25 protein-coding genes are annotated in these 26,089 nt (G+C 66.9%); 15 read left to right on the top strand and 10 right to left on the bottom strand.

Annotated elements, in window-relative coordinates:
* Nucleotides 1-54: 54 nt before the first annotated feature.
* Entirely contained in the window at nucleotides 55-552 is a 498-nt protein-coding gene (locus tag PE066_RS04555) for a MarR family winged helix-turn-helix transcriptional regulator (RefSeq protein ID WP_440480576.1), read from the bottom strand.
* Nucleotides 553-659: 107 nt separating this feature from the next.
* Here PE066_RS04555 and badH point away from each other — a divergent pair, with 107 nt between their 5' ends.
* From badH to aliB, 3 genes are read left to right on the top strand one after another with little or no spacing between them, the layout of a single operon-like run.
* Entirely contained in the window at nucleotides 660-1,427 is a 768-nt protein-coding gene (badH, locus tag PE066_RS04550) for a 2-hydroxycyclohexanecarboxyl-CoA dehydrogenase (RefSeq protein ID WP_271235375.1), read from the top strand.
* A 29-nt stretch (nucleotides 1,428-1,456) separates the two neighbouring features.
* Nucleotides 1,457-2,239: a 2-ketocyclohexanecarboxyl-CoA hydrolase gene (gene badI / locus PE066_RS04545; protein WP_271235374.1), complete on the top strand. Its 783-nt coding sequence runs from the start codon at nucleotides 1,457-1,459 to the stop codon at nucleotides 2,237-2,239.
* A gap of 11 nt (nucleotides 2,240-2,250) precedes the next feature.
* Nucleotides 2,251-3,405, top strand: coding sequence for a cyclohexanecarboxyl-CoA dehydrogenase (gene aliB / locus PE066_RS04540; protein ID WP_271235373.1), 1,155 nt, complete (start codon nucleotides 2,251-2,253; stop codon nucleotides 3,403-3,405).
* 80 nt (nucleotides 3,406-3,485) lie between these two features.
* Here the strand turns inward: aliB and PE066_RS04535 are convergent, their stop codons facing one another.
* The 4 genes from PE066_RS04535 to PE066_RS04520 all read right to left on the bottom strand — a co-directional run bounded on the left by PE066_RS04535 (nucleotide 3,486) and on the right by PE066_RS04520 (nucleotide 6,105).
* Nucleotides 3,486-3,872: a c-type cytochrome gene (locus PE066_RS04535; protein ID WP_440480575.1), complete on the bottom strand. Its 387-nt coding sequence runs from the start codon at nucleotides 3,870-3,872 to the stop codon at nucleotides 3,486-3,488.
* A gap of 29 nt (nucleotides 3,873-3,901) precedes the next feature.
* Nucleotides 3,902-4,492, bottom strand: coding sequence for a ferritin-like domain-containing protein (locus PE066_RS04530; RefSeq protein WP_271235372.1), 591 nt, complete (start codon nucleotides 4,490-4,492; stop codon nucleotides 3,902-3,904).
* Between the two features lie 34 nt (nucleotides 4,493-4,526).
* The gene (locus PE066_RS04525) at nucleotides 4,527-5,207 is read right to left on the bottom strand and encodes an RNA polymerase sigma factor (protein ID WP_271235371.1); all 681 of its coding nucleotides are present in this window, start codon (nucleotides 5,205-5,207) and stop codon (nucleotides 4,527-4,529) included.
* A gap of 130 nt (nucleotides 5,208-5,337) precedes the next feature.
* On the bottom strand, nucleotides 5,338-6,105 hold the full coding sequence (locus PE066_RS04520; RefSeq protein WP_271235370.1) for a metallophosphoesterase: 768 nt from the start codon (nucleotides 6,103-6,105) through the stop codon (nucleotides 5,338-5,340).
* A gap of 105 nt (nucleotides 6,106-6,210) precedes the next feature.
* On the opposite strand from PE066_RS04520, the gene PE066_RS04515 reads away from it, so the two are divergent.
* Both PE066_RS04515 and PE066_RS04510 read left to right on the top strand, forming a co-directional pair.
* Nucleotides 6,211-6,639 carry a MarR family winged helix-turn-helix transcriptional regulator gene (locus PE066_RS04515; protein WP_271236503.1) on the top strand — a complete coding sequence of 143 codons (429 nt, stop codon included), beginning with the start codon at nucleotides 6,211-6,213 and terminating at the stop codon, nucleotides 6,637-6,639.
* Entirely contained in the window at nucleotides 6,639-7,076 is a 438-nt protein-coding gene (locus PE066_RS04510; protein ID WP_271235369.1) for a PAS domain S-box protein, read from the top strand. Before PE066_RS04515 ends, PE066_RS04510 begins: the two co-directional genes overlap by 1 nt.
* A 19-nt stretch (nucleotides 7,077-7,095) precedes the next feature.
* Here PE066_RS04510 and rnk read toward each other — a convergent pair whose 3' ends face one another.
* Together rnk and putA are read right to left on the bottom strand one after the other, a co-directional pair.
* Nucleotides 7,096-7,515 carry a nucleoside diphosphate kinase regulator gene (rnk, locus tag PE066_RS04505; RefSeq protein WP_271235368.1) on the bottom strand — a complete coding sequence of 140 codons (420 nt, stop codon included), beginning with the start codon at nucleotides 7,513-7,515 and terminating at the stop codon, nucleotides 7,096-7,098.
* A gap of 312 nt (nucleotides 7,516-7,827) precedes the next feature.
* Nucleotides 7,828-11,577, bottom strand: a complete 3,750-nt coding sequence (gene putA, locus PE066_RS04500) for a trifunctional transcriptional regulator/proline dehydrogenase/L-glutamate gamma-semialdehyde dehydrogenase (protein ID WP_440480598.1) — start codon at nucleotides 11,575-11,577, stop codon at nucleotides 7,828-7,830.
* Between the two features lie 88 nt (nucleotides 11,578-11,665).
* Between putA and PE066_RS04495 the strand changes: the two genes are divergently transcribed.
* The 3 genes from PE066_RS04495 (at nucleotide 11,666) to PE066_RS04485 (ending at nucleotide 12,926) form a co-directional block, all read left to right on the top strand.
* Nucleotides 11,666-12,133, top strand: a complete 468-nt coding sequence (locus PE066_RS04495; RefSeq protein ID WP_271235366.1) for an Lrp/AsnC ligand binding domain-containing protein — start codon at nucleotides 11,666-11,668, stop codon at nucleotides 12,131-12,133.
* 83 nt (nucleotides 12,134-12,216) lie between these two features.
* Nucleotides 12,217-12,453 (top strand): hypothetical protein, encoded by a 237-nt coding sequence (locus PE066_RS04490; RefSeq protein WP_271235365.1) that lies wholly within the window; start codon nucleotides 12,217-12,219, stop codon nucleotides 12,451-12,453.
* A gap of 176 nt (nucleotides 12,454-12,629) precedes the next feature.
* Nucleotides 12,630-12,926 carry an RNA recognition motif domain-containing protein gene (locus PE066_RS04485; RefSeq protein ID WP_440480574.1) on the top strand — a complete coding sequence of 99 codons (297 nt, stop codon included), beginning with the start codon at nucleotides 12,630-12,632 and terminating at the stop codon, nucleotides 12,924-12,926.
* Nucleotides 12,927-13,008: 82 nt separating this feature from the next.
* Here the strand turns inward: PE066_RS04485 and PE066_RS04480 are convergent, their stop codons facing one another.
* Nucleotides 13,009-13,761, bottom strand: a complete 753-nt coding sequence (locus PE066_RS04480; RefSeq protein ID WP_271235364.1) for an SDR family NAD(P)-dependent oxidoreductase — start codon at nucleotides 13,759-13,761, stop codon at nucleotides 13,009-13,011.
* 92 nt (nucleotides 13,762-13,853) lie between these two features.
* Entirely contained in the window at nucleotides 13,854-14,537 is a 684-nt protein-coding gene (locus tag PE066_RS04475; protein ID WP_271235363.1) for a helix-turn-helix domain-containing protein, read from the bottom strand.
* 134 nt (nucleotides 14,538-14,671) lie between these two features.
* On the opposite strand from PE066_RS04475, the gene PE066_RS04470 reads away from it, so the two are divergent.
* A complete protein-coding gene (locus PE066_RS04470; RefSeq protein ID WP_271236502.1) occupies nucleotides 14,672-15,358 on the top strand; it encodes an alpha/beta hydrolase family protein in 687 nt (228 codons plus the stop codon).
* Nucleotides 15,359-15,367: 9 nt separating this feature from the next.
* Here the strand turns inward: PE066_RS04470 and PE066_RS04465 are convergent, their stop codons facing one another.
* Entirely contained in the window at nucleotides 15,368-15,586 is a 219-nt protein-coding gene (locus PE066_RS04465; protein ID WP_271235362.1) for a hypothetical protein, read from the bottom strand.
* A gap of 1,257 nt (nucleotides 15,587-16,843) precedes the next feature.
* On the opposite strand from PE066_RS04465, the gene PE066_RS04460 reads away from it, so the two are divergent.
* The 6 genes from PE066_RS04460 to PE066_RS04435 all read left to right on the top strand — a co-directional run bounded on the left by PE066_RS04460 (nucleotide 16,844) and on the right by PE066_RS04435 (nucleotide 26,013).
* A complete protein-coding gene (locus PE066_RS04460) occupies nucleotides 16,844-18,037 on the top strand; it encodes a hypothetical protein (RefSeq protein ID WP_271235361.1) in 1,194 nt (397 codons plus the stop codon).
* Entirely contained in the window at nucleotides 18,034-19,524 is a 1,491-nt protein-coding gene (locus PE066_RS04455; RefSeq protein WP_271235360.1) for a type I restriction-modification system subunit M, read from the top strand. The genes PE066_RS04460 and PE066_RS04455 overlap by 4 nt, the downstream gene beginning before the upstream one ends.
* Complete coding sequence (locus PE066_RS04450) at nucleotides 19,512-21,047, top strand: type I restriction-modification system subunit M (RefSeq protein ID WP_271235359.1); 1,536 nt, start codon at nucleotides 19,512-19,514, stop codon at nucleotides 21,045-21,047. Before PE066_RS04455 ends, PE066_RS04450 begins: the two co-directional genes overlap by 13 nt.
* Nucleotides 21,013-22,224 (top strand): restriction endonuclease subunit S, encoded by a 1,212-nt coding sequence (locus PE066_RS04445; protein WP_271235358.1) that lies wholly within the window; start codon nucleotides 21,013-21,015, stop codon nucleotides 22,222-22,224. The genes PE066_RS04450 and PE066_RS04445 overlap by 35 nt, the downstream gene beginning before the upstream one ends.
* Nucleotides 22,224-25,211, top strand: coding sequence for a type I restriction endonuclease subunit R (locus PE066_RS04440; protein ID WP_271235357.1), 2,988 nt, complete (start codon nucleotides 22,224-22,226; stop codon nucleotides 25,209-25,211). Before PE066_RS04445 ends, PE066_RS04440 begins: the two co-directional genes overlap by 1 nt.
* Nucleotides 25,212-25,275: 64 nt before the next feature.
* Nucleotides 25,276-26,013 carry a hypothetical protein gene (locus PE066_RS04435; protein ID WP_271235356.1) on the top strand — a complete coding sequence of 246 codons (738 nt, stop codon included), beginning with the start codon at nucleotides 25,276-25,278 and terminating at the stop codon, nucleotides 26,011-26,013.
* Nucleotides 26,014-26,089: the final 76 nt, after the last annotated feature.

Below are 26,089 nucleotides of genomic sequence, written 5' to 3'. Positions count from 1 at the left end.
TGAGCGCCGCAGGCGCGTTGCGCTGGATCCCCGCCTTCGCGGGGACGACGGGGCCTACTCCTCCTCTTCCCCGTCCGCCTCGTCGATCTGCTTCATGTTCTCCAGCATCTTCAGCAGGTAGTGCACCGTGTGCACCATGTCGTTGCTGGAGAAGCCATCCAGCGCCTGCTCGTAGTACGCGTGGATCTTGGGCAGGGCCTTGCGCTGCCACACCTGCCGCCCGGGCACCGTCATGCGGATCAGGCGTGAGCGGCCGTCGGCCGGGTCGGCGGCGCTTTCCACGCGGCCGTCGCGCTCCAGCCGGCCGACCACCCCGGCCAGGTTCTGGCGGCTGACCATCAGGTAGCGGGCCAGCTCGCCCAGCTTCATTCCGGCCCCGGCCTCGGGCCGCGACAGCGCGCCCAGCACCGCCCACTGCTGGGTGGTCAGGCCTTCCGCCTCGATCGCCCGGCTGCCGGTTTTATGCAGCATGTTGGCGCATTGGTAGAGCCGGAAGAACAGCCGGTTGGCCAGCGCCGCCCGGGTTTCGGCATTCGAGTTCTTCATTGACATTCTCCTTGGCTTCGCCGCGTCTCGGCGGGCCTTGCGGGATCCACCCTCGGTCCCTAAGATGCGCCACATGTTGTCATAAGGGCAGGACCCCTGCAAGGAAGGCATCCATGAGCAGACTGCAAGGCAAGACCGCGATCATCACCGGTGGCGGCGGCGGCATCGGCGGCGCCACCTGCGAACGCTTCGCGCAGGAGGGGGCGCGCGTGGCGGTGCTGGATCGCAACGCCGAAGCCGCCGAAGCGGTCGCCCGGCGCATCGCGGCGGCCGGTGGGCAGTCACTGGCGGTCGGCTGCGACATCACCGATCGCGGCAGCGTCGATGCGGCCGTGCAGGCAGTGATCGATCGCCTCGGGCCGATCGACATCCTGGTCAACTGCGCCGGCTGGGACGTGTTCAAGCCGTTCACCACCACGGTGCCCGCCGAATGGGATCGTCTCATCGCCATCAACCTGGTGGGCGCGCTGCACATGCTGCACGCCGTACTGCCCGGCATGGTGGCGCGCAACGCGGGGCGCATCGTCAACATCGCGTCGGACGCCGCCCGCGTGGGCTCCTCCGGCGAAGCGGTCTATGCCGCCTGCAAGGGCGGCCTGGTCGCGCTGTCCAAGACGCTGGCGCGCGAGCACGCCCGCCACAACATCACCGTCAACGTGGTGTGTCCCGGCGTCACCGAAACGCCCCTGTTCGAGGGCTACCTGCAGGGCGCCGGCAACCCCGACAAGCTGCGCGAGGCGTTCCGCCGCTCCATCCCGCTCGGGCGCATCGGCCAGCCCGAGGACCTGCCTGGCGCCATCCTGTTCTTCGCCAGCGACGACGCCGCGTTCGTCACCGGCCAGGTCCTGTCCGTCTCCGGCGGCCTGACCATGGCCGGCTGAAACCGCTCCTCACCCGAAAGGCATCACCCATGGACTTCCAGGACATCCTCTACGAAGTGCGCAACCGCGTGGCGTGGATCACCATCAACCGCCCGGACAAGATGAACGCGTTCCGCGGCACCACCTGCGACGAGCTGATCCGCGCACTGCACAAGGCGGGCTACGACCGCGAGATCGGCTGCATCGTGCTGGCCGGCGCCGGCGACCGCGCCTTCTGCACCGGCGGCGACCAGTCGGCGCACGACGGCAACTACGACGGTCGCGGCACCATCGGCCTGCCGATGGAGGAACTGCACACCGCCATCCGCGACGTGCCCAAGCCCGTCATCGCCCGCGTGCAGGGCTATGCCATCGGCGGCGGCAACGTGCTGTGCACCATCTGCGACCTGACCATCTGCTCGGACAAGGCCATCTTCGGCCAGGTCGGGCCGAAGATGGGCTCGGTCGATCCCGGCTACGGCACCGCGTTCCTGGCGCGCGTGGTGGGCGAGAAGAAGGCGCGCGAGATCTGGTACCTCAACCGCCGCTACTCCGGCCAAGAGGCCGTCGCTATGGGCCTGGCCAACATCTGCGTGCCGCACGAGGAACTGGACGCCACGGTGCAGCAGTGGGCCGAGGAGATCTGCGAGCGCAGCCCCACCGCCATCGCCATCGCCAAGCGCAGCTTCAACATGGACACCGCCCACCAGGCCGGCATCGCGGGCATGGGCATGTACGCGCTCAAGCTGTTCTACGACACCGAGGAATCGCGCGAGGGCGTCAAGGCCCTGCAGGAAAAGCGCAAGCCCGAGTTCCGCAAGTTCCACAAGTAGGCGGGCCGCCCATGCGCAACCCCTATCTCGACGAATCGCTGCAGGCGCTGGCCGAGCAGGCGCGACGCTACGCCCGCGAGCGCGTTGCGCCCGGCTACCAGGAGCGCGACCGCACCCGCGCGCTGGACCGGTCGCTGATGCGGGAGATGGGCGAGATGGGCTTCATCGCGCCGGAGTTGCCTGAGCAATGGGGCGGGCAGGGCGCCGGCTGCCTGGCCGCCGGCGTGATCCACGAAGAGATCGCTGCCGCCGACCTGAGCCTGTCGTACGTCAACCTGCTGGCGTCGCTCAATGGCCAGATTCTGGCCGAGCATGGCGACCCGGCTGTCGCCGGTCCCTGGCTGCAGCGGCTGGTGCGCGGCGAGGCGCTGCTGGCGATTGCGCTGACGGAGCCGCGGGGCGGGTCGGATGCCGCCAACCTGCGGCTGCGGGTGGAGCGGGTCGGCGACGCCTACGTGGTCAACGGCGAGAAGACCTCGATCTCGGCCGCCGACCAGGCCGATGCCGTCATCGTGTTCGGCCGCACGGGCGCGCCGGAGTCGGGCGCGCGCGGCGTCACGGCGCTGCTGGTGCCCGGCGATGCCCAGGGCCTGACGCGCAGCCGCTTCGATTGCCATGGCCAGCGGGCCATCGGCCGGGGGTCCCTGTTCTTCGACAACGTGCGCGTGCCGCTCGACCACCGGCTCGGCCAGGAGAACCAGGGCTTCGTGCAGGTGATGCAGGGCTTCGACTTCTCGCGCGCCCTGATCGGGCTGCAGGTGCTGGCGGTGGCGCGGGTGGCGCTGGACGAGACCTGGGCCTACGTCTCGCAGCGCGAGGCGTTTGGCAAGCCGCTGTCGGCGTTCCAGGGCGTGTCGCACCCGCTGGCCGACCTGCAGACCAAGGTGGAGGCCGCCCGGCTGCTGTGCCTGCAGGCGCTGTGGCTGAAGGACCAGGGCCTGCCGCACAGCGCCGAGGCTGCCATGTGCAAATGGTGGGCGCCCCAACTGGCGTATGACACGGTGCACCAGTGCCTGCTGTCCTTCGGCCACGGCGGCTACGACCGCGGGCCCATGGAGCAGCGGCTGCGCGACGTGCTGGGGTTCCAGATCGGGGACGGGACGGCGCAGATCATGAAGACCGTGATCGCGCGCGCCCACGCGGGACGGGGGGCGGTGCCGAATTGACGCGCGTCATCCGGCTTCGCGCGTCATCCTCCGCCATCCCTCCGCGGGAATGACGAGTCGGTCGTCGGCGTCGGCTAGTCCTACTTCGCCAACTGGCAAGCCTTCCCCGCCTGCGTCGCCTGCTTCAGGTACGCAATCAGATCGGCCCGCTCCTTCGCGTCCGTGACCCCCAGGTAGGTCATGTTGGTGCCCGGCACGGTGTTCATCGGGTCGGCCAGGAACTTCGACAGCGTCGCTTCGTTCCAGGTGATCCCCGAGTTCTTCAGCGCCGCCGAGTAGCTGGCGTAGCCTGGCGCGGTGCCGGCCTTGCGGCCGAACAGGCCGCAGTGCGCCGGCCCGGTGCGGTTCTGCTCGATGGCATGGCAGGCCAGGCAGCGGCCGTACACCTCTTCGCCGTGCTTGAGCGCCGTCGCATCCGACGTCGCGGCACTGGCACCGCCACACAGGAGTGCCAGCAGGGCGGCCACGCCGCCGCTCTGCACCCATCCGGTCCGCTTCACGACATGAAGGCAGCGGGCACCACCGGCGTCTCGCCCAGCACCTGGCGGAACACCGCCCAGTGCATGGCCTCGTCGCCCAGGATGCTGGCCGCGGCTTGCGACAGCGCGCGGTCGTTGAACAGCGGCACGGCGTTGAGGTACGCCGACACTGCACCGCGCTCCAGCCCGGCGGCAAAGCGCAGCACGTCGGCCTCGGCCTTGAGCTTGTCGGTGGGGAACTCGTAGCGGCCCTTGGCCTCCACCGGCTTGCCGCCCAGCTTGCGGATGGCCCCGGCCAGCGTGTCGGCGTGGGCCTTGTGGTGGCCCTGGAACTGCAGCGCGACCGGCTTGGTGGCCGGCGTCAGCAGCCCGCTTTCGGCGCCGACCTGGTAGGCGGCGACGGCTTCCAGTTCCGCGCCGAGCGCGGTGTTCAGGATGCGGGCGTCCGCCTCGGCGTTGCCGGCGCTGGATTTGGCGCCCTGCGCCGCCAGCGTGTCGCGTCCGGCCAGGATGGCCACGGCGCTGGCCGACAGCACCGCGGCGCCGAACAGGGTGCGGCGGCGGCCGAGGTCGAGGAAGGAGAAGGAGTCGTCGGGGGTCTGCTTCATGGCGGGTCCTTTGCTTGTCTAGGGGTGAGGGAATTCAGTGGTCGCGGATCACGCCCTGCGAGCGCAGGCGCGCCAGTACCACCGCGACGGCCTCGTCGCAGCGGTGGCCCTGGAAGTCGTACAGGTGCCGGGCTTCGCTTTCGCCGGCCGGGCTGAGGGCGTCGCGCAACATGGCGCGGGCGCGCAGCAGGCGTGTCTTGACTACGTCGCCGCTGACGCTCAGCGACCGCGCCGTCTCCTCCACGCTCATGCCTTCGACCGCGCGCAGGATGAACACGCTGCGGTAGATCGGCGGCAGCAGGTCCACCGCCTGCTGCAGCCGCTCGCGCAGTTCGCGGCGCGCGAACTCGTCTTCGGCCGAGCGCCCGGGCTGATCGTGTTCGTGGGGCATCGCACCCTCCTCGTGCTCCTCGCTCCACAGCACCAGGCGGCCGGCGCGCCGCTGCTGGGTGAGGGCGTGGTTGATGACGATCCGGGTCAGCCAGGTGGCGATGGAGGACTCGCCCCGGAAGCCGTGGATGGACTGGAAGGCATGCAGGTAGCCTTCCTGCACCGCGTCCTGCGCTTCGGCGTCGTCGCGCACGATGCCGCGCGCGACGCGGAACAGCCGCCGGTTGTAGCGGCGCATGAGCTGCTCGAAGGCGCGGGCCTGGCCCTGGCGCAGGCCGGCCAGCAACCCGTCGTCGCTGGCTTCTTCGGTCGGGGCGATCTCCATCGCGAAGGTCCTTTCAGGATGCCGGATACAGCGAGCGGGGCGTTCCGCCGAGCGCGCACGACCCCTTGCCCGTGATAGACGCGCGTCGCCTGAAAAGGTGACAGGCGGCGCGAAGAAAGTCCGCCCGCCGTCAGCCGACCTCGACCGTCAAGCCCGGATCGAAGCGGGGGTTCTCCGGCACGCCTTCGGCATTGGCGTAGCCGCGCGGGTTGCACAGCACCCGGGTGGGGCCGACGCGGTAGTCCACGCTGTGGTGCATGTGGCCGTGGATCCACAACGCCGCCCGGCCGCCGCGCAGCAGGTGGTCGGCCTGCGAGGCGAAGCAGGCGCTCAGCGGTGAGTCGGCAAAGCGCGGCTCCACGCTGAGCGCACTGGGCGCGTGGTGGGTGATGACGACGGTCGGGCCGGCGAACGGCTGGTCCAGCGCATGGTCGAGCCAGGCGGCGTGGCGCCGGAACAGGTTGGCCGCATCCAGCGGCGAGAACACCCGCTGGCGCTCGTCGTCGAGGTGGATGCGCTGGAAGTCGCGCATGAAGCGCAGCGCCGCGGCCACGGCATGGTCGCGCGCCTCGCCATCGCCGAACAGCCGGAAGTCGGTCCACAGCGTGGAGCCGAGGAAGCGCACGCCGCCGATCTCGATGGCGCTGTCGTCCAGCACGTGCACGTGGCTGCCCTCGGCCAGCTGCTTCAGTTGCGCGATCGTCCCGGCCAGCGTGCCGCCGTAGAACTCATGGTTGCCGGCCAGGTACACGACCGGCAGCGGGATGCGCCGGGCCCAGGCGATGGCCGCCTCGGGCCGGGCGATGTCGCCGGCCAGCACCACCACGTCGGCGCCGGTTCCGGGCAGGTCCAGCCCGCCGCGCGAGAGGTGCAGGTCGGACAGCACGTGCAGCTTCATGGCATCACCCGTCCGCGGTCATATGTATCACGGCATGATAGAGTGATCGCCCGGTTTGCGCCGCACCGACGATGGCGAGCAGCGGAACCCGAGGGGCCTTTACCGATTCACGGGAGCAGGACGACGGTGGTCAAGCAGGATTTCGAGGCGCTGGCCGAGTTCCGGTACCGGCTGCGCCAGTTCCTCCGCTTCAGCGAAGAGGTCACGTTGCGGCACGGCGTCACGCCCTTGCAGTACCAGTTGCTGCTGCAGCTCAAGGGCTATCCCGGGCGCAGCCATGCCTCGATTGCCGAGCTGGCCGAGCGCCTGCAGTCCAAGCACCATGGCGTGGTGGCGCTGGTCACGCGCTGCGAGGAACTGGGCCTGGTGCGGCGCAAGCCCAGCGAGCAGGACCTGCGCCAGGTCGAAGTGCACCTCACCGCCGCCGGCGAGCGCAGCGTGGCCAACCTGGCGCGCCTGCATGGCGACGAATTGCGCCAGCTCGCGGCGTTGCTGCGCGGCATCGGCGACTTCCAGACGAACGCGGAGGCATGATGAGCACCTGGCCCGGACAAACCCTCGCAGCGAGCCGGCTGCACCAGATGATCGTGGAGCAGATGCAGGACGCCCTGATCGTGGCCGATGCCGAGGGCACCATCCGCGTGTGGAACCGCGGCGCCGAGGTGCTGTTCGGCTTCGCGGCGGCCGAAGCGATCGGCTCGGGGCTGGACCTGCTGGTGCCGCCCCGGTTCCGGCAGGCGCACGACCACGGCTTCCGCCAGGCGATTGCGACGGGCCACCTGCGCACCGAGGGGCGGGTGCTGACCACGCGTTCCAATCACAAGAACGGCTGCCGCCTGTACGTGGACTTTTCCTTCAGCCTGCTGAAGGATCCCCGTGGCCAGGTGGTGGGCGTGGTGGCCGTGGCGCGGGATGCGACCGCACGGCACCTGGAAGAAGTCGCGCACCGGCTGCAGGCATCCGTGGCCTGAGCCCGGTCGCGGATCCCCCTCAGGTCTTGTAGTCGCCCGACGCCTCCGGCTGGAACAGCACCGACTCGATCACCGCGCTGCGCTCCTCGCCGCCGGGCAGGCGCCACCGCGCCGTCTCGCCCACCTTCAGGCCCAGCAGGCTGGTGCCCAGGGGCGACAGCACCGAGATGAAACCACTGGCCGGCTCGGCGTCGTCGGGGTAGCACAGCGTGACCTTGTGGGGCTCGCCGCCGGTGGTATCGCGCACCAGCACCTGCGTGTACATGGTGACGACGGTGGCGGGCACCGACGGCGACTCCACCACGTCGCTGCCTTCCAGCAGGTCGTGCATGGCCTGGCTGGCCGGCGAGGCGAGCCGCTGGGTCTGGGCCAGCAGCTTCGTCAGGCGCGCGTGGTCGAGTTCGGTGAGCGTGCGCTCGGTCTGGACTTCGGATGTCATGGCAATCCTCGTGAAGCAAGTGCGGCCGCCGGCTTGGCGGCCCCGGTTGGGCGCGGGGGGTGCCCGGTGATTCGAGAGGCGCGGGGGAGGGGAGGTGAATCGCCGGGCTCAGGAAAGTGCTTGCAGTCGCGGCATGAGGGCCGTACCCGCTGCAAGTGCTTCCTGTGCACGCACGTGCGCGCCTGCGGCCGGGATGGCCGGTGCGGCGTCGGGACGGGTGCGGACGAAGGCGTTCACGAGGGCAAGTCTAACCCCTGGGGCAGCCCCGCGGGAATGCCCCCGCGCTCCATGCCGGAATACGGACCTTGTTGCTCAGCCGATCGCCATCAGCGTGGCGTTGCCGCCAGCCGCGGCGGTGTTGATGCTGACCGAGCGCTCGACCAGCAGGCGCTCCAGCGCGACGGTGCGGCTGCCCGGTTCGTGGCGCTCGACGGCAATGACGGGGCCGTCGCGCTGCGCCAGCATCTGCTGCACCGCCGCCAGCGCGTCCACGCTGCCGTGCAGCAGGACGGCTTCGCAGGACGATTGCGCTGCATCCCAACGGCTGGCGAGCGACACGCAGGCCCGCACCGAGGCCGGCAGGCGCTGCAACAGGGCTTGCGCGTCCGCTGGCCAGATGGCTCGGCTGCCTGCGGCCAGCACGGCCGCCAGTTGCAGCAGCCGGTCGTCGTCGCGCTCGGCCAGGCACAGCACGGCGCGGCGCGGCGCCAGCGAATAGACGTTGCGTTCGCCAGTCGGGCCGGGCAGGGTGACGCAGGCGCCGGCGCGCGAGCGCTGCGCGAACGCCGCGCAGGCGTCGGCAAGGGCCGGCTGGCCGCGGCCGAGGGCCCAGTCCTGCAGCGCCGCCAGCGCTGCGGGCATTGCCTCGGCCTGCGGCGGGTCGCCCCGGTGGGCCTGTGCCAGCACGCGGGCCAGCACGTCGTCCGGGCGCTGGGCCAGCAAGCGGTACAGGTACAAGGGGCCGCCCGCCTTCGGCCCGGTGCCCGACAGGCCCTCGCCGCCGAACGGCTGCACGCCGACCACCGCGCCGACCATGTTGCGATTGACATAGACGTTGCCGACATTCGCCGCCGCCAGCACCCGCGCGATGGTCTCGTCGATGCGGGTGTGCAGCCCCAGCGTCAGTCCGTAGCCGGTGGCATTGATCTGGTGGAGCAGGCCTTCGAGGTCCTCGCGCCGGTAGCGCACGACGTGCAGCACCGGGCCGAACACCTCGCGTCCCAGCTCGGCCATGCCATCCAGCTCGACCACCGCGGGCCGCACGAAGGTGCCGCCCTCCAGCAACTGGGGATCGTGGCCGTCGAACCGGTGCACGCGGCAACCGCGTTCGCGCAGGCGATCGATGTGCCGCTCGATGCCGGCGCGCGCCTCTTCGTCGATGACCGGCCCCACGTCGGTCGCCAGCCGGTCGGGGTTGCCCACGCGCAGCTGCTGCATCGCGCCCAGCAGCATCGCCAGCAGGCGGTCGGCGGCGTCCTCCTGCACGCACAGCACGCGCAAGGCCGAGCAGCGCTGGCCGGCGCTGTCGAAGGCGGAGCCCAGGATGTCGGCGACCACCTGTTCGGCCAGCGCCGAGGAGTCCACGATCATCGCGTTCTGCCCGCCGGTCTCGGCCACCAGGGGAACCGGCCGGCCGCCGGCATCGGTGCGGCCCACCAGTGCGCGCTGCAGGATGCGCGCGACCTCGGTCGAGCCGGTGAAGAGCACGCCCCGGATGCGCGCGTCGCCGACCAGGCCCGCGCCGACCGTCTCGCCGCGGCCTGGCAGCAGTTGCAGCGCGTTGCGCGGCACGCCGGCGGACCACAGCGCACGCACGGCTTCGGCGGCCACCAGCGGCGTCTGCTCGGCCGGCTTGGCCAGCACCGGGTTGCCGGCGGCCAGGGCGGCCGCCAGTTGGCCGGTGAAGATGGCCAGCGGGAAGTTCCAGGGGCTGATGCAGACGACCGGGCCGAGCGGCACGTGGGTTGCGTTGTCGAAACCGTCGCGCACCTGGCCGGCGTAGTAGCGCAGGAAGTCCACGGCCTCGCGCACTTCGGCGATCGCGTTGGCGGCGGTCTTGCCGGCTTCGCGGATCAGCAGGCCCATCAGCCGCGGCATGTCGTCCTGCAGGCGATCGGCGGCGGCCAGCAGGATGCGGGCGCGCTCGGCCGGCGCGGTGGCGGCCCAGTCGGCGCTGCCCTCCACCGCGTGCGCCAGTGCGAGGTTCACGTCGTGCAGCGTGGCTTGGCGGACCTGGCCGACGACGTCGCCATGGTCGGCCGGGTTGCGCACGGGCTGGAGTTCGCCAGCCCCCGGCGGGTCGGACCCCAGCATCGGCGCGCAACGCCACTCGGTGCGGGCTGATGCGCGCAGCCTGGCTGCGAGCTGCGCCAGTTCCTGCTCGTTCGCCAGGTCGAGGCCTTCGGAGTTGCGCCGGCCCGGGCCGTACAGGTTGCGCGGCAGGGCGATGGCCGGGTGCGGCAAGCCGACGGCCCCCGTCTCGTGCGCGAGCCGCTCCACCACCGCCACCGGATCTTCCACCAGCTCGCCGACGGGTACCTGCGGATCGGCGATGCGGTGCACGAAGGACGTGTTGGCGCCGTTCTCCAGCAGCCGCCGCACCAGGTAGGCCAGCAGCGTCTCGTGCGTCCCCACCGGCGCATAGATGCGGCAGGGCCGGCCGAGGCGGCCGGCGTCGGCCGGGCCCACCACCTGCTCGTACAGCGGCTCGCCCATGCCGTGCAGGCACTGGAACTCGTACTGGCGCGGCGTCCAGCGCGCCGGATCGGCCATCCGGTACACGGCCGCCAGCGTGTGCGCGTTGTGCGTGGCGAACTGCGGATAGATGGCGTCGGGCGCGGCCAGCAGCCGTTGGGCGCAGGCCAGGTAGGCGACGTCGGTGTGGGCCTTGCGCGTGTACACCGGGTAGCCAGACTGGCCCTCGACCTGCGCGCGCTTGATCTCCGAATCCCAGTACGCGCCCTTGACCAGCCGCACCATCAGGCGGCGGCCGCTGCGCCGCGCCAGGTCGATGACCCAGTCGATCACCAGGGGGCAGCGCTGCTGGTAGGCCTGCACCACGAAGCCCAGGCCGTCCCATCCCCGCAGTTGCGCATCGAACGCCAGGCGCTCCAGCAGGTCCAGCGAGGGCTCCAGGCGATCGGCTTCCTCGGCATCGATGTTCAGTCCGATGTCGTACTGCTTCGCCAGCAGGCACAGGCCGGCCAGCGAGGGGTACAGCTGCGCCATCACGCGGTCCTGCTGCGCGCGGCTGTAACGCGGATGCAGGGCCGACAGCTTGATCGAGATGCCGTTGCCCTCGTACACGCCGCGCCCGCGCGCCGCTTGCCCAATGGCGTGGATGGCCTGCGCATAGGCGTGGCGATAGCGCTGCGCATCGTCGGCGGTCAGCGCCGCCTCGCCCAGCATGTCGAAGGAGTAGCGAAAGCCCTGGGCCTCGCGCGGCTGCGCGTTGCGCAGCGCCTGCGCGATCGTCTCGCCGGTGACGAACTGCTCGCCCATCATCCGCATGGCGAGGTCGACCCCCTTGCGCACCAGCGGCTCGCCGCCCAGGCCGACCAGCCGCCCGATGGCGGACATCAGCCCCGATTCGCTGTGGGTGGCCACCAGCTTGCCGGTGATCAGCAGCCCCCAGGTGGCGGCATTGACGAACAGGGAAGGGCTCTGGCCCAGGTGCGCCTGCCACTGGCCCTGCGCGATCTTGTCGCGGATCAGCGCGTCGCGCGTGGCCGCATCGGGGATGCGCAGCAGCGCCTCGGCCAGGCACATCAGCGCGATGCCTTCCTGCGAGGTCAACGCATATTCCTGCAACAGGCTCTGGACCAGGCCGGCCCGGCCGGCGCCGGCCCTGCGCTCGCGCAGGCCGCGCGCCAGGCGGGTCGCCAGTTCACGCACGGCAGCGGCATCGGATGGCGGCAGGCGTGCTTGCGGCAGCAGGTCCGCGACGGCCTCGGGTTCGGGCCTGCGCGCCGCGGCGGTGATGGCCTGGCGCAGCGCCGAGGGGGCCGGCGCGGGGTCGATGAAGCGGTCGAAGGGGGCGATCACGACGAGGCTGGGTGGCAGAGGAGAGTTCCCATGGTCCGGTTTCCCGTTAGGATGTTCTTTCGTTTTCGGCCGCGACGGCCGAGCAAATCACTAGCGGGAGAGGGCCATGCCCGACGAGCTCGACCGCATCGACCGGCGCATCCTGCGGGCTTTGCAGGACGATGGCCGCATCACCAACCAGAAGCTGGCCGAGGGCGTGTCCCTGTCGCCCACCGCGGTGCTGGCGCGTGTGCAGCGCCTGACCCGCGCCGGCTACATCCTGGGCTACGAGGCGCGCCTGAACCCGCAGCTGCTCGGCGCCGGCATGCTGGTGTTCGTGGAAGTGCTGCTGGACCGCACCACGCCCAACGTGTTCGAGGAATTCAAGGCCGCGGTGCAGGTGCAGCCCGAGGTGCTGGAGTGCCACATGGTGGCCGGCGGCTTCGACTACCTGCTCAAGACCCGGGTCTCCGACATGGACGCTTACCGCCGCTTCGCCGGCGAGGTGCTGTGGCGCCTGCCGGGCGTGCGCGAGACGCGCACCTACGCGGTGATGGAGGAAGTCAAGAGTTCGGCCAAGCTGCACCTGCCCTGAGCAGCGCGAAGGGTTGAACGCCGACGCATCCGCTTACGAATGGGTTCGCGGCCATACTCGACTGCTTGACTCAGGAGGCCGACATGAAGTTTTGGGCGGAAGAACTGGCGATGGTGGAAGCAGCAGCGCTGCGCATCGAGTCGCTGGAACACGCGGCCGAGCGCAGGTTCGACGAGGTGCATGCGGCCGCAGTGGCCCAGGGCTCGGCTGAGCAGGCGCTGGAAACCTCCGAGTTCGCGGCGTGGATGGCCGCGCGTGCCGATACCGACGCCGCCTGGGGCCGCTGGTCGCAGGTGATGGACGCCAAGCCGGCCTCCTGATCGCTTCTTTTTTTGCTCTGGGCCGGGTCAACGGACGCATCTCGCGCATAATGCCGGGAGCGCCCCATCGCGGGCGCGTTTTGCGGTGTTCAGTCAGCTTCGCCTTTCGAACGAATCATGAGTTTGTGATTGCATCCGGGCTCCATCGCGTTTCTTCCTCTCTACATGGAGTCCTCATGGGCAACAAACTTTACGTGGGCAACCTGCCCTATACCTTCCGCGACGGCGACCTCGAGCAAGCCTTCTCCCAGTTCGGCAGCGTCCAGAGCGCCAAGGTCATGATGGAGCGCGACACCGGCCGCTCCAAGGGCTTCGGCTTCGTCGAAATGGGCAGCGACGCCGAGGCGCAGGCCGCCATCCAGGGCATGAACGGCCAGTCGCATGGCGGCCGCGGCCTGGTGGTCAACGAAGCCCGTCCGATGGAGGCGCGCCCGCCCCGGTCGGGTGGCTTCGGCGGCAATCGCGGCTACTGATCGCCTCTTTCGCGCGGCCGGCCCTGCGCCCGGCTGACGCGATGGCCACGTGCGCGACGCACGTGGCCCCAGCGGCCCCGGTTCAGCGGCTGGTGTAGCCGCCGTCCACCAGGTGCTGCGATCCGGTGATGAAGCTCGCCTGCTCCGACAGCAGGAACAGCACCAGTCCCGTGACCTCCTCCGGCCGGCCCAGCCGCCCGATCGGGTGCAAGCCCACCAGTCCGTCGTACGCTTCCTTGGGCAGGCCCTGCAGCAGCGGCGTGTCGATGTAGCCGGGGTGGATGGAATTGACGCGGATGCCCTTGTCGGCGTAGCCGAGGGCCGCCGCCTTGGTCAGGCCCGCCACGCCGTGCTTGGCCGCGACGTACGGCCCCGCGTTGGCGTCACCCGTCACGCCCAGGATGGACGACATGTTCACGATCGCGCCGCCACCGGCCTTCAGCATGGCCGGGATCTCGTAGTGCATGGCGTAGAACACCGAGTGCAGGTTGACGTCCATGAGCTGCAGGTAGGCCTGGATGTCGATGTCCGCCAGCGGACCCAGCGGGCCGCCGATGCCGGCGTTGTTGAAGGCCAGGTGCAACGCGCCGAAGTGGTTCACTGCGGCGTCGACGCTGGCCTTGACGTCCTCGGGCTTGCCGACGTTGCCCGGGACCGCGATCGCGCTGCCGCCGGCCCGGGTGATCTCGTCGACGACCTTCTGGCAAGACTCGGCATTCAGGTCGTTGACCACCACCTGCGCGCCGCGCTCGGCAAGCGCGAGCGCGGCGGCCCGGCCGATGCCGGAACCGGCGCCGGTAACCAGCGCGGCCTTGCCTGTGAAGTCAGGGTTCATGTCGGGATCCTCGCAAATGGACGATCCGACACTGTAGTGAGGAATGCCGCCAGCGACTGCGACGGCCGGTTGCCGAAGGCTGGGCCCGCGCCCTATCCGTCGCGCCCGAACTGCCGCAGCAGCGCGCGCCGGTCCAGCAGGCGCAAGTGGCGGCCGTCCACCTGCACCACGCCGCGCCGCTGCAGCGAGGTGAGTGTGCGGCACACCGTCTCCAGCGACAAGCCCAGGTAGCTGGCGATGTCGGTGCGCGTCATGCGCAGCGCCAGCTCGTCCGGGCAGCCGCCGCGGTCGTGCAGCCGGCGCGACAGGTTCAGCAGGAAGGACGCCAGCTTCTGCTCGGCGCTCATGCTGGCGAGCAGCACCTTGAGCTTGACGTCGCGCAGCAGTTCGCGACTGAGCACGCGCGCCATCGCGTGGTGCAGGGCGGGTGCGGCCTGGGCGCCCGCCATGCCGTAGTCCAGCACCAGTACCTCGGAGTCCTCCAGCGCGATGGCGGTGCTGGCATGGCGCGCGTGGCCGAAGCCGTCGAGCCCCAGCAGGTCGCCGGCCAGCACGAAGGCCAGCACCTGCTCGCGGCCGTCGGGCGCCACCGCCACCGACTTGAACGAGCCGCGCCGCACCGCCAGGAAGGAGCGGAAGGCCTCGTTCTGCCGGAACAGGATGCCACCGCGCTTGACCTTCAGCCGCGTGCGGGCGGCGGCTTCGCAGCCGCCGTAATCCTGCAGCGCGCAGGGCACGCAATCGGCAGCGGGTTCGGGTGTGGCCAGGTCGGTCATGGCGTACGGTGCTTAAGATGCATTGTGCGTGCATGTTCAAGCCAGCGTCAAGACATGGCCGCGCCGCACGAGCGGGCATCGCGGACGCTGGATTGCCGCTACGCTGGGTGACTGCCAGCCAACCGGACGTGCCGATGCAAACCGAGGTGTCATCCTTCCGCGTGGACCTGCCCGACGGCGCAAGCGTGTCGGCGTTGCTGTGCCGACCCCTCGAGCCGATCGCCTGCCTCGTGCTGGCCCATGGCGCCGGGGCCGGCATGCACCACCCCTTCATGGCCGATCTGGCTGCGGCGCTGGGCGCGCGCGCCGTCGCCACCTTGCGCTTCCAGTTCCCGTTCATGGAGCAGGGGAGCAAGCGGCCGGACCGCCCGGCCGTCGCGCAGATGGCGGTGCGGGCGGCGGTGGCGCAAGCCGCCGCCCGCCTGCCCGGCATTGCGCTGTTCGCCGGCGGCAAGTCCTTCGGCGGGCGCATGAGCTCGCAGGCGCAGGCCGAATCGCCCTTGCCGCACGTGCGCGGGCTGGTCTTCGCCGGCTTTCCCCTGCATCCGGCGGGCAAACCGGCCATCGAACGCGCGGCGCACCTCGAGCAGGTGGCGGTTCCGATGCTTTTCCTGCAAGGCGCGCGCGACGCACTGGCGGACCTGCCCTTGATCCGGCAGACCGTCGCGCGACTCGGCTCGCGCACCGTGCTGCATGTGGTCGACGGCGCCGATCATGCCTTCCATGTGCTGGTGCGATCCGGGCGCAGCGACGCCGAGGTGATCGGCGAACTGGCGGACGTCGCCGCTGCGTGGATGGGCAAGTTGGCGCAGGCATCGTGACGAACGCGCTCAGGTCCGGGTGACGGCGGCGAGCTCCCAGGTTCCGCCCGGCTCGTCACGCCTGAGCACGTACAGCCCGTCCTCGGTGTCCACCTTCCACCAGCGGGCCTTCGAGCCGTACCAGCGATCGACGATGGACCGGACCGCCACCCGGCGCTGGCCGAACCAGACCGCGGCAGGCTCCTCGGCGCTGTTCAGGCCCGTCGTGGTCTCGACTGTGATGTCCATGGCGCCATGCAAAAGGGACCTGGTCTTGCGACCAGGTCCCTTGGACGAGTGGTGGGTCCTGAAGGATTCGAACCTTCGACCTACGGATTAAGAGGCCCAGCAGGGACTCCGCGCTGCGCAAAGATACTCCGGAAGACACGGGGCGAAAAGGCCCAAACCGACGGTCTGGCAGACAGTTGCTCTTCTTGCCCTTTATCGACTGCGGGGTGTGCCGGATCACGGTAGCACGAACCATCCTGAGTCGACTGCACCGTCCATTGACGGCCTTTCAGGGGAGGCTTAGGTCCGGCACTGGAAGAAGGCTCCTCTGGTCGGCACGCGTATCGTTCTCAGCCCGCCGGAATGCGGGGGGAGAGCATCAAGGCTGCAATAACCCGCGCGCTGTACTCCAAACCGCGAAGCGCTTGGCCGAGGTCCCCCGCGGCGCTTGGTGGCGTCCTCAAAGCACGATGTGGCCGGGCGCGCGCGCGGGCGCCGCCTAAGTTCCAGGGACAGGAGGCGGAACCGATGCTGGTTCCAATGACTACCCCCAGTGAGCAGGACCTGCTCCGCCACAAGTTCATTTCCAGCAGGAACCGGCTGAACTTTGCGACCTCGCGGGCCAAGTGCCAGGTCATCGTCGCCGGCCAACCCTTGGCTGATGGCCAACACTCGCCAGACGTCGGAGTAGACGGCTTTGGTCAACCTGCTGTGCTGAGTGGCCACGGTGGGGCACTGAGAGGCGGTGCCAGCCCCGCGAATCTCCCCATTGCTACGGTTGTGTTCCCGGCGACAATCTGCCTGAAAACAGACCCGGAGACGCAGGCGAGTGAGGGTTTACGTCTTTATCGCTACAAGGGGCTCCTGGCTGACCGGCGCGCCGTGTCATGGCAGGCAGTTCCAAGAAGCCGCCCGTCACCTGAAGCGGGGCCTGGCCAAAGCTGCGCGACCAGTTGCACATGCTCAGAGGTCCCGCTGTTCGACGGGAGCCAATGCATCCAGCCCAGGGCAGCCGGGAGTAGGACGGAAGCTTTGTCCTGTCGGTCCCATGCGCGGACGAATCGTGAAATCCTGGGCGATATCTTGCGGTTTGACCCGTATGTCCTGGTCCTCTAGCCTGAAGCCCTCAGGCGGAAGGTGCAGAAGGCGGCGCTTGCCATGGTGAAACGGTATGTGGTCGCCTGATCTGATCTCGGATATGAGCGCTGCCGGGGAAAGGCAGGGGTGGTCCATTGCGGAAATGCGAAGGCAGGTTTCTCTGACACATTCAGGACACCAATGAGCGAAGTCATCACCACTGGAGCTGACACTCGAATCTCGGAGTTGTCTGGCGAGTTCTCCCGCATTCGAGGCGCGGTGGCTTACTGGTGCTTTCCGCATCAACGCCTTTCGGGCGCATTTCTTCGAGGCATCTCTGAGCCCGGCGGTTATCTATGCTGCGACTTCCACCTGCCCACCAGCATTTCCGTCTTGGCCGCGCTGAAGCAAGCGGGTGCAAACGTGTACCTCCACCTGTACGCCCTGGTGGGACGCACGGAGGTTCCTGATTCGAAAGGTGTGCCGGACAACTTGATGCACTCGAAAGTCCTTGTATTCGAGTCGGAAGGCAAGGACGAGTGCGCGATCTGGATTGGCAGCCATAACGGAACGGCACGAGCGCTACTTGGCCTGAATTTCGAATGCGCATCAGTCATTCGGTGCTCCAGAAGTAGTCAGACCTACGCCTCCGTGATTCGGCACCTTGAAGACATCCGCGCACGATCGACAGCGTTCGACCTGCGCGACGTCGATTACTACCGCAGCCTCCAGCAGCAGCCCGAGGGGATTGTCGCGTGCATCGAGGTGTACACGGAATCCGGCGCGATACCCGCGGACGGTGAGGAAATCAGCCTCTTTGGCGTCAATGGAGAGGATTACACACATCTGCGAAATGTTGATCGCGACGGGGTCCTCTCAGTCACCGACCGCCGCACCGGCGTAGAGCAGCTGTTCAGTGTCCAAATCACCCAATCCGGACGCCTCGACCCAAAGAGGCCGATGGCGCTGGCGCTCTCCGCGAGAAGGATTGCCTTCCACGAGAGCGCGCTGCCGGAACTCAGACTAAGTGGGCCCGTGCCCCCAGATGTCTACCGCAAAGCCGTGTTCTTCGTCACTCTGCGGGTCGCGTCACTGCTCGCGGATAAGGTCGCAGTCGAACTGCCGCCGCGTGACCAGTGGGTGACCGTACCTCTTTCTTCGTTCATGAGCGCAGAGCCGCAGAAAGCGCCGACTGCGACGAGAGGGCGAGATTGGCCGAGTGGACGAGCGGTCACTGTGCAACGGGCGCGCTCCAGGAGCGATGCAGACGCCCCGGTCTTCCAGCGCGAGCTGGAGGTTTCTATGAAAGCCCTTCCTTTGCAAGAAAGAGCCGCATTGCCGCGCTTCTCGATGGTCCGAAAGAGACTTCTCAGGTCGAAGTCCGAGCTGGAATGAACGCTATCACCCTTGATCAACTTGAGAGCCACCTCTGGGAATCCGCCAACATCCTGCGCGGCCCGGTGGACGCCGCCGATTTCAAGACCTACATCTTCCCGCTCCTGTTCTTCAAGCGCATCTGCGACGTCTGGGACGAGGAGTACCAGGACATTGTCAGCGAGTCCGGCGACGAGCAGCTTGCCACCTTCCCGGAGTCGCATCGGTTCCAGATCCCCGAGGACTGCCACTGGGCCGACGTGCGCGCGAAGGCAACCAATGTGGGCGCGGCGCTCCAGCGTGCGATGCGCGAGATCGAGAAGGCCAACCCCGACACCTTGTACGGCGTCTTCGGCGATGCGCAGTGGTCCAACAAGGAGCGCCTGTCGGATGCGCTGCTCAAGGACCTGATCGAGCACTTTTCCAGGCTGCCGCTGGGCAACCACGACGTCGAAGCGGACGTCCTGGGCGACGCCTACGAATACCTGATCAAGAAGTTTGCCGACGCCACCAACAAGAAGGCCGGCGAGTTCTACACCCCGCGCAGCGTGGTGCGGCTGATGATCGACATGCTCGACCCCAAGGAAGCCGAGACCATCTACGACCCGGCCTGTGGCACCGGTGGCATGCTGTTGGCGGCCGTGCAGCACGTGAAAGAGCAGCACGGAGATGTGAAGCGGCTGTGGGGGAAGCTGTACGGGCAAGAGAAGAACCTCACCACCTCGTCCATCGCTCGGATGAACCTGTTCCTCCACGGCATCGAGGACTTCCATGTTGAGCGTGGCGATACGCTGCGCAGTCCGGCCTTCTTCGAGGGCGACAGGCTCGCCACCTTTGACTGTGTGATCGCCAACCCGCCCTTCTCGCTGGAAAAGTGGGGCGAGGACCTGTGGTTGAACGACCCCTTCGGCCGAAATTTCGCCGGTGTGCCGCCCTCGTCCAGTGGTGACTTCGCCTGGGTGCAGCACATGGTCAAGTCGATGGCCGACGTGAGCGGCCGGATGGCCGTGGTGCTGCCCCAGGGCGCCCTGTTCCGCAAAGGCGTGGAAGGCAGCATCCGGCAGAAGCTGCTGGAGATGGATCTGATCGAGGCGGTGATCGGGCTGGCGCCCAACCTCTTCTACGGCACGGGCCTAGCCGCGTGCATCCTGGTCCTGCGCAAGCGCAAGCCGGCCAAGCACAAGAAGCAGGTGCTGATCGCCGATGCTTCGCGCCTGTTCCGCCGGGGGCGCGCGCAGAACTATCTGGAGCCCGAGCATGCCGCCGAGATTCTCGGCTGGTATCGCGGCTTTGCCGATGTGGAGGACGCGGCCCGGGTGGTGAGTCTCGACGAGATCAAGGCTGAAGACTGGACCCTGAACATTTCGCGCTACGTCCTGCCACCACTGCAAGAAGACATCCGGCCGCTGCCTGATGCCATCGCCGCATTCAAAGAGGCGCTGACTCGCTGCCGCGAGGCCGAAGAGCGCCTCGCGCAGGTCATGACCGAAGGGGGATGGCTGCGATGAGTCACCTTAGCAAACGCATCACCCAGCAGGAGCTGGAGAGCTATCTGTGGGGCGCCGCCGTACTGCTGCGCGGTCTGATCGACGCCGGCGACTACAAGCAGTTCATCTTTCCCCTGCTGTTCTACAAGCGCGTCTCGGATGTCTGGGACGAGGAGTACCAGGCCGCGCTTGCTAACTCAAGGGGCGACCTGTCCTACGCTCAGTTCGCCGAGAACCACCGCTTCCAGATCCCCGAGGGCGCACACTGGAACGACGTGCGCCAGACGCCGAAGAACGTCGGCGCCGCGATCCAGAAGGCCATGCGCGCCATCGAGACCGCCAACCCGGACCTGCTCGACGGCATCTTCGGCGACGCCCCCTGGACCAATCGCGAGCGCCTGCCCGACGAAACGCTGAAGAACCTGATCGAGCACTTCTCGACCCAGACGCTGTCGGTGGCGAACGTGCCCGAGGACGAACTTGGCAACGCCTACGAGTACCTGATCAAGAAGTTTGCGGACGACTCCGGCCACACGGCAGCCGAGTTCTACACCAACCGCACCGTCGTCCACCTGATGACGCAGCTGCTGGCGCCGCAGGCCGGCGAGTCGATCTACGACCCCACCTGCGGCACCGGCGGCATGTTGATCTCGGCGCTGGACGAAGTGAAGCGCTCGGGCGGCGAGTACCGCACGCTCAAGCTCTACGGGCAGGAGCGCAACCTCATCACCTCATCCATCGCGCGCATGAACCTGTTCCTGCACGGTGTGGAGGACTTCGAAATCATCCGCGGCGACACCCTGGCCGACCCGAAGCACATCGAGGGCGACCGCCTGCGCCAGTTCGACGTGATCCTGGCCAACCCGCCGTACTCCATCAAGCAGTGGAACCGCGAGGCCTGGAGCAGCGACAAGTGGGGCCGCAACTCCCTGGGTACGCCACCGCAGGGCCGCGCAGACTATGCGTTCCAGCAGCACATTCTGACCAGCCTCACCGCCAAAGGACGCTGCGCCGTGCTCTGGCCGCACGGCGTGCTGTTCCGCAACGAGGAGCAGGCCATGCGCGCCAAGATGGTCGCGCAAGATTGGGTGGAGGCCGTCATCGGCCTGGGGCCAAACCTGTTCTACAACTCCGCGATGGAGTCGTGCATCGTCATCTGCAACCGCAAGAAGACCGCTGCGCGCAAGGGCAAGGTGATCTTCATCGACGCGGTGAACGAGGTCAACCGCGAGCGGGCACAGAGCTTCCTCACGCCTGCTCACCAGCATCGCATCCTGACTGCCTTCAAGGCGTTTGGCGATGCGCCCGGTTTCGCCAAGGTCGCATCGCTGGCCGAGATCGGCGCCAATGCGGCCAACCTTTCGATCCCGCTGTACGTGAAGCGCATCGCCGCGCCCGCCGCCACCGACGGCAATGGCGACGCAGCATCGCTAGGCTCCACCTGGGCCCGGTGGCAGAACGACGGTCGGGCCTTTTGGCAGCGGATGGACGCGCTGGTCGAGACGCTGAATGGACTCGTCGAAGAAGGGGGCGCGCGTGCTTAAGGCGAAGACTGCTGGCCCGACGCTCGACTGGCAGCGCGTTCGGCTGGGCGATGTCGTCGAAAACGTCAATGACTTCTTTATCGACAGATCCGGAGAAGCCATTCGATATGTAGCCGGCGAACATATCGATGAAGGCGACCTGAAGGTTCGGCGCAGTGGCTTGACGTCAGACGAGCTCATTCCGCCAACGTTCAACCGTCTATTCAAGGCGGGGGATGTCTTATTCCATTCGCGCAACATCAGAAAGTTGGCGCAACCAAATTTCGACGGGTTGACCGGTGAGAAGCTCTTCGTCCTACGAACCAAAGATCAGAGCAAGTTGTTGCAGGCCATCCTACCCTTCTTGCTGCAGACCGAGCACTTTCGGAGCTACGTTGAGGAGCGCTGGGCCGGTTCAACCAACAAATTCCTGAACAAGACTCCTCTGATGGCATATGAGTTCGCAATGCCGCCGCTCTCTCGACAGGCTGAGCTTGTCGAAGCATTTCGCGCGATGGAGAAGGCTCTGGAGGCTCTCGCGAATGCAGTGGAGATTGGTCGCGCAACAAGAGCCGCTCTTGTTGAGGATGCCTTGGCAGCGAACTTTGAAGCGGCCTCTGCGAAACCCCTAGGCACGTACCTGACAGACTTGAGTTACGGCTCGTCATCGCGTTCAGCCTACGAGGAACTGGGTTATCCGATCCTCCGGATTCCGAATGTCTTGAGGGGGAGCGTTGACTACTCGGATCTCCAACGTATTCAACTCAATGATGTGGAGTACAAGCGCTTGGCTCTCCGAAAAGGCGACGTCCTCCTTGTACGAACCAACGGAAATCCTCAATACGTCGGCCGTTCGGTGGTCATCGATCACCTTCATGAAAAGACCGTGTATGCCAGCTATCTGATTCGAATCCGCTGCGACGAATCTACGTTGCGCCCTGCATTCCTAGCTGAGTACCTGAACGCGCCATCAACGAGGCAGCGACTTCGAGGCGAAGTGAAGTCCAGTGCAGGCAACTACAACATCAATATTGCTGGAATCAAAAAGCAGCCAATCTGTCCGCCCAACGTGACTGATCAGGATAGCTTGCTGCTCCAATTGAAGGATCTTGATGCCGCCATCCAGGCACTGGAATCGAGGATTGCGGCGAGCAAATCAATAAAGAAGCAATTGCTTGCTGAAACGTGGGGGGCGTGATGTTCACCGAATCCAACACCGTCGAAGCCTACGTCCGCGACCTGCTTGCAGGCCCGATCAAATCAACACCACCGAGCGCCGTACAGGAACCCCTGCCCGGCTACGGTCCCAGCCCCAAAGGCATCGGCTGGCGCTACGCAGCCCCCTCCGAGGTACCGCGCCAAATTCAGGAAGTGCTGGTCGAGCCCTGGCTGCGCGATGCGCTGATCCGCTTGAACCCCGAGATTGCCGCCCAGCCCGACCGGGCCGACGAAGTGCTCTACAAGCTGCGCGCCATCGTGCTATCGGTGCGCTCGGATGGCCTGATCCGCGCCAACGAGGAGATGACCGCTTGGATGCGTGGCGAGCGCTCCATGCCCTTCGGCGCGAACAACGAGCATGTGCCGGTGCGGCTGATCGACCTGGACGACCCGAAGCAGAACCAGTACGTCGTCACCCAACAGTTCACCTACCGCGCAGGGCCCACTGAGCGCCGGGCCGATCTGGTGCTGCTGGTCAACGGTCTGCCGCTGGTGCTGATCGAGGCCAAGACGCCGGTCAAGAAGTGCATCAGCTGGGTGGATGGTGCAGTGCAGGTGCACGACGACTACGAGAAGTTCGTGCCGGAGCTGTTCGTCTGCAACGTGTTCTCGGTGGCCACCGAGGGCAAGGCCTACCACTACGGGTCGATCGGCCTGCCGGTCAAGGACTGGGGCCCGTGGCACCTGGATGGTGACGGTGAAGATGGCCAGCACCACCCGCTGAAGTCGCTCAAGCTCTCGGCCGAGAGCATGCTGCGCCCGCATGTGGTGCTGGACATCCTCGGCAGCTTCACCCTGTTCGCCACGGACAAGAAGAAACGCCGAATCAAGATCATCTGCCGCTACCAGCAATACGAGGCGGCCAACAAGATCGTCGAGCGTGTGCTGGCGGGGCAGCCGAGGAAGGGCCTGATCTGGCACTTCCAGGGCTCGGGCAAGTCGCTGCTGATGGTGTTCGCCGCGCAGAAGCTGCGCATGCATGCCGGCCTAAAGAATCCCACGGTGCTGATCGTGGTGGACCGGATCGATCTCGACAGCCAGATCACAGGCACCTTCACCGGGGCGGACATACCCAACCTGGAGAAGGCCGACAGCCGGGATAAGCTGCAGCAGTTGCTGGCGCAGGACGTGCGCAAGATCATCATCACGACGATCTTTAAGTTTGGCGAGGCCAGCGGGGCGCTGAACACGCGCAGCAACATCATCGCGCTGGTGGACGAGGCCCACCGCACGCAGGAAGGCGACCTGGGCCGCAAGATGCGCGAGGCCCTGCCCAACGCATTTCTCTTCGGCCTGACGGGCACGCCGATCAATCGCGCCGACCGCAACACCTTCTACGCCTTCGGTGCCGACGAAGACGAGAAGGGCTACATGAGCCGCTACGGCTTCGAGGAGTCGATCCGCGACGGTGCCACGCTGAAGCTGCACTTCGAGCCCCGGCTGATCGACCTGCACATCGACAAGGCCGCTTTGGACGCCGCCTACAAGGACCTGACCGGCGGCCTGTCGGATCTGGACAAGGACAACCTCGCCAAGACCGCTGCCAAGATGGCCGTGCTGGTCAAGACGCCCGAGCGCATCCGCAAGGTGTGCGAGGACATCGTCGAGCACTTCCAGACCAAGGTCGAGCCCAACGGCTTCAAGGGGCAGATCGTCACGTTCGACCGGGAGTCCTGCCTGCTGTTCAAGGCCGAGCTGGACAAGCTGCTGCCGCCCGAGGCAACGGACATCGTGATGTCGGTCCAGGCGTCCGACAAGAAGGACCACCCGGAGTACGCGAAGTACGACCGCACCCGTGACGAAGAGGAACGGCTGCTGGACCGATTCCGTGACCCGGCCGACCCGCTAAAGCTGATCATCGTCACGGCCAAGCTGCTGACGGGCTTTGACGCGCCCATCCTGCAGGCGATGTACCTGGACAAGCCCTTGCGGGACCACACGCTGCTGCAGGCCATCTGCCGCGTGAACCGCACCTACTCCGAGCAGAAGACCCACGGATTGATCGTGGACTACCTCGGCATCTTCGACGATGTGGCGGCGGCACTGGAATTCGACGACCAGAGCGTCAAGCAGGTGGTCAGCAACATCCAGGAGCTGAAGGACAAGCTGCCCGAGGCAATGCAGAAGTGTCTGGCCTTCTTTCACGGCTGCGACCGGACGCTGGAAGGCTACGAGGGCCTGATCGCCGCCCAGCAGTGCCTGCCGAACAACGACGTGCGAGACAGTTTCGCCGCCGAATACAGCATCCTGAACAGGATCTGGGAAGCGCTGTCGCCGGATGTGGTGCTTGGGCCGTTCGAGAAGGACTACAAGTGGCTGTCCCAGGTGTACCACTCGGTGCAGCCTTCCAGCGGTCACGGCAAATTGATCTGGCACTCATTGGGCGCAAAGACCATCGAGCTGATCCACCAGAACGTGCACGTCGATGCTGTGCGCGATGACCTTGACACCCTCGTGCTGGATGCCGATCTGCTGGAAGCGGTGCTCTCGAACCCGGATCCGAAGAGGGCCAAGGAGATCGAGATCAAATTGCATCGCCGGCTGCGCAAGCACGCTGGCAATCCGAAGTTCAAGAACTTGTCGGAACGGCTGGATGCTCTGAAGGCGCGCTTCGAGTCCGGCCAGATCAACAGCGTCGAGTTTCTGAAGCAGTTGCTGGAGATCGCAAAGGAGACCGTGCAGGCTGAGAAGGAGGTCCCGCCTGAAGAGGACGAGGATCGCGGCAGGGCGGCGCTCACCGAGCTGTTCAACGAGGTCAAGACGGCCGAGACGCCCATCATGGTCGAACGCGTGGTCGCGGACATCGACGAGATCGTGCGCCTGGTCCGCTTCCCCGGTTGGCAAGGGACGCAGGCCGGCGAGCGTGAGGTCAAGAAGGCATTGCGCAAGGCTCTGTTTAAATACAAGCTGCACGCGGATGAGGAGCTATTCGAAAAGGCGTATCAGTACATAAAGCAGTACTACTGATGCTGCGAGCAGTGCCTACAACAAGCAGTGCTCGCCGTGAGCATTTCGGGAAACAAGATGGGGGATGTCCGTGGCCGGTGAAGGCGAGGCTGAAGACAAGCGAGCAGTGCTCGCATATCTTCGTATGTTGCGCGAGCTGGTCGCTGCAGCAGTCGATGGCGAAGCCGACGCTGCGATCAAGCGCGGTTCCCTTGTGGGTACAGGGCAGAACCACCAGCCCCCCGAAGTTTTACCGAGAGAGTTTGGGCTCGACGAACTGTATGAGGTTGAAGATCTGGTGAGGGGCATTCGCGCTGACGTGCGGACGCTTTCAGAAAAGATCGGCGGCGTAAATGCGGACTCGTCATCTGGGGCGGCCGAATCGGGACAAGTTTACCTAGGTGAGGTTACGGTCCGGCTGCACCGCCGCGAGTTTCTGCGTGGGGTAGTGGAGGCGCGAGTCAAAATGCCGCTCACGCCGCCCTTGTCAGAACCTGTCTTCTTGTATCTGGCGTCAATACCTGGACTTAGAGACAAGCTCGCTAGGGAGAATCACGGCCACTGGGGATACCACTACCACTACCTAGATTCGAAGGAGCGCCGCTCCGACACCCTCCTTGCGTTTGACCATCAAAGCCCTCCGTCAAAGCCGATGTTGCTATGGGAGCGACACGCTGAGGGCGACAAGTTCAAGGCGAAGGCAGATTCGTGGGGCATTGGGAAAAGGCAGAGCGTCTACTCCGTGTGCGAGCCAGATACTAAGGTGTGGCCTCTCTCAGCATTTAAGAGGTCGAGCAAAGGTGCGCTGCCTGTATGGCCCTGAATATGAATGACCTTTCCGGCACGAGCGCTGCCTGCGGCGGGCAGTGTCCTAGGTGCTGGCGCGTCTGCTGCCTAAG

Source organism: Ramlibacter tataouinensis (assembly GCF_027941915.1).
In the GTDB taxonomy this organism is placed as follows: Bacteria; Pseudomonadota; Gammaproteobacteria; order Burkholderiales; family Burkholderiaceae_C; genus Ramlibacter; species Ramlibacter tataouinensis_C.
This window is presented reverse-complemented; position numbering and strand designations above follow the sequence as displayed.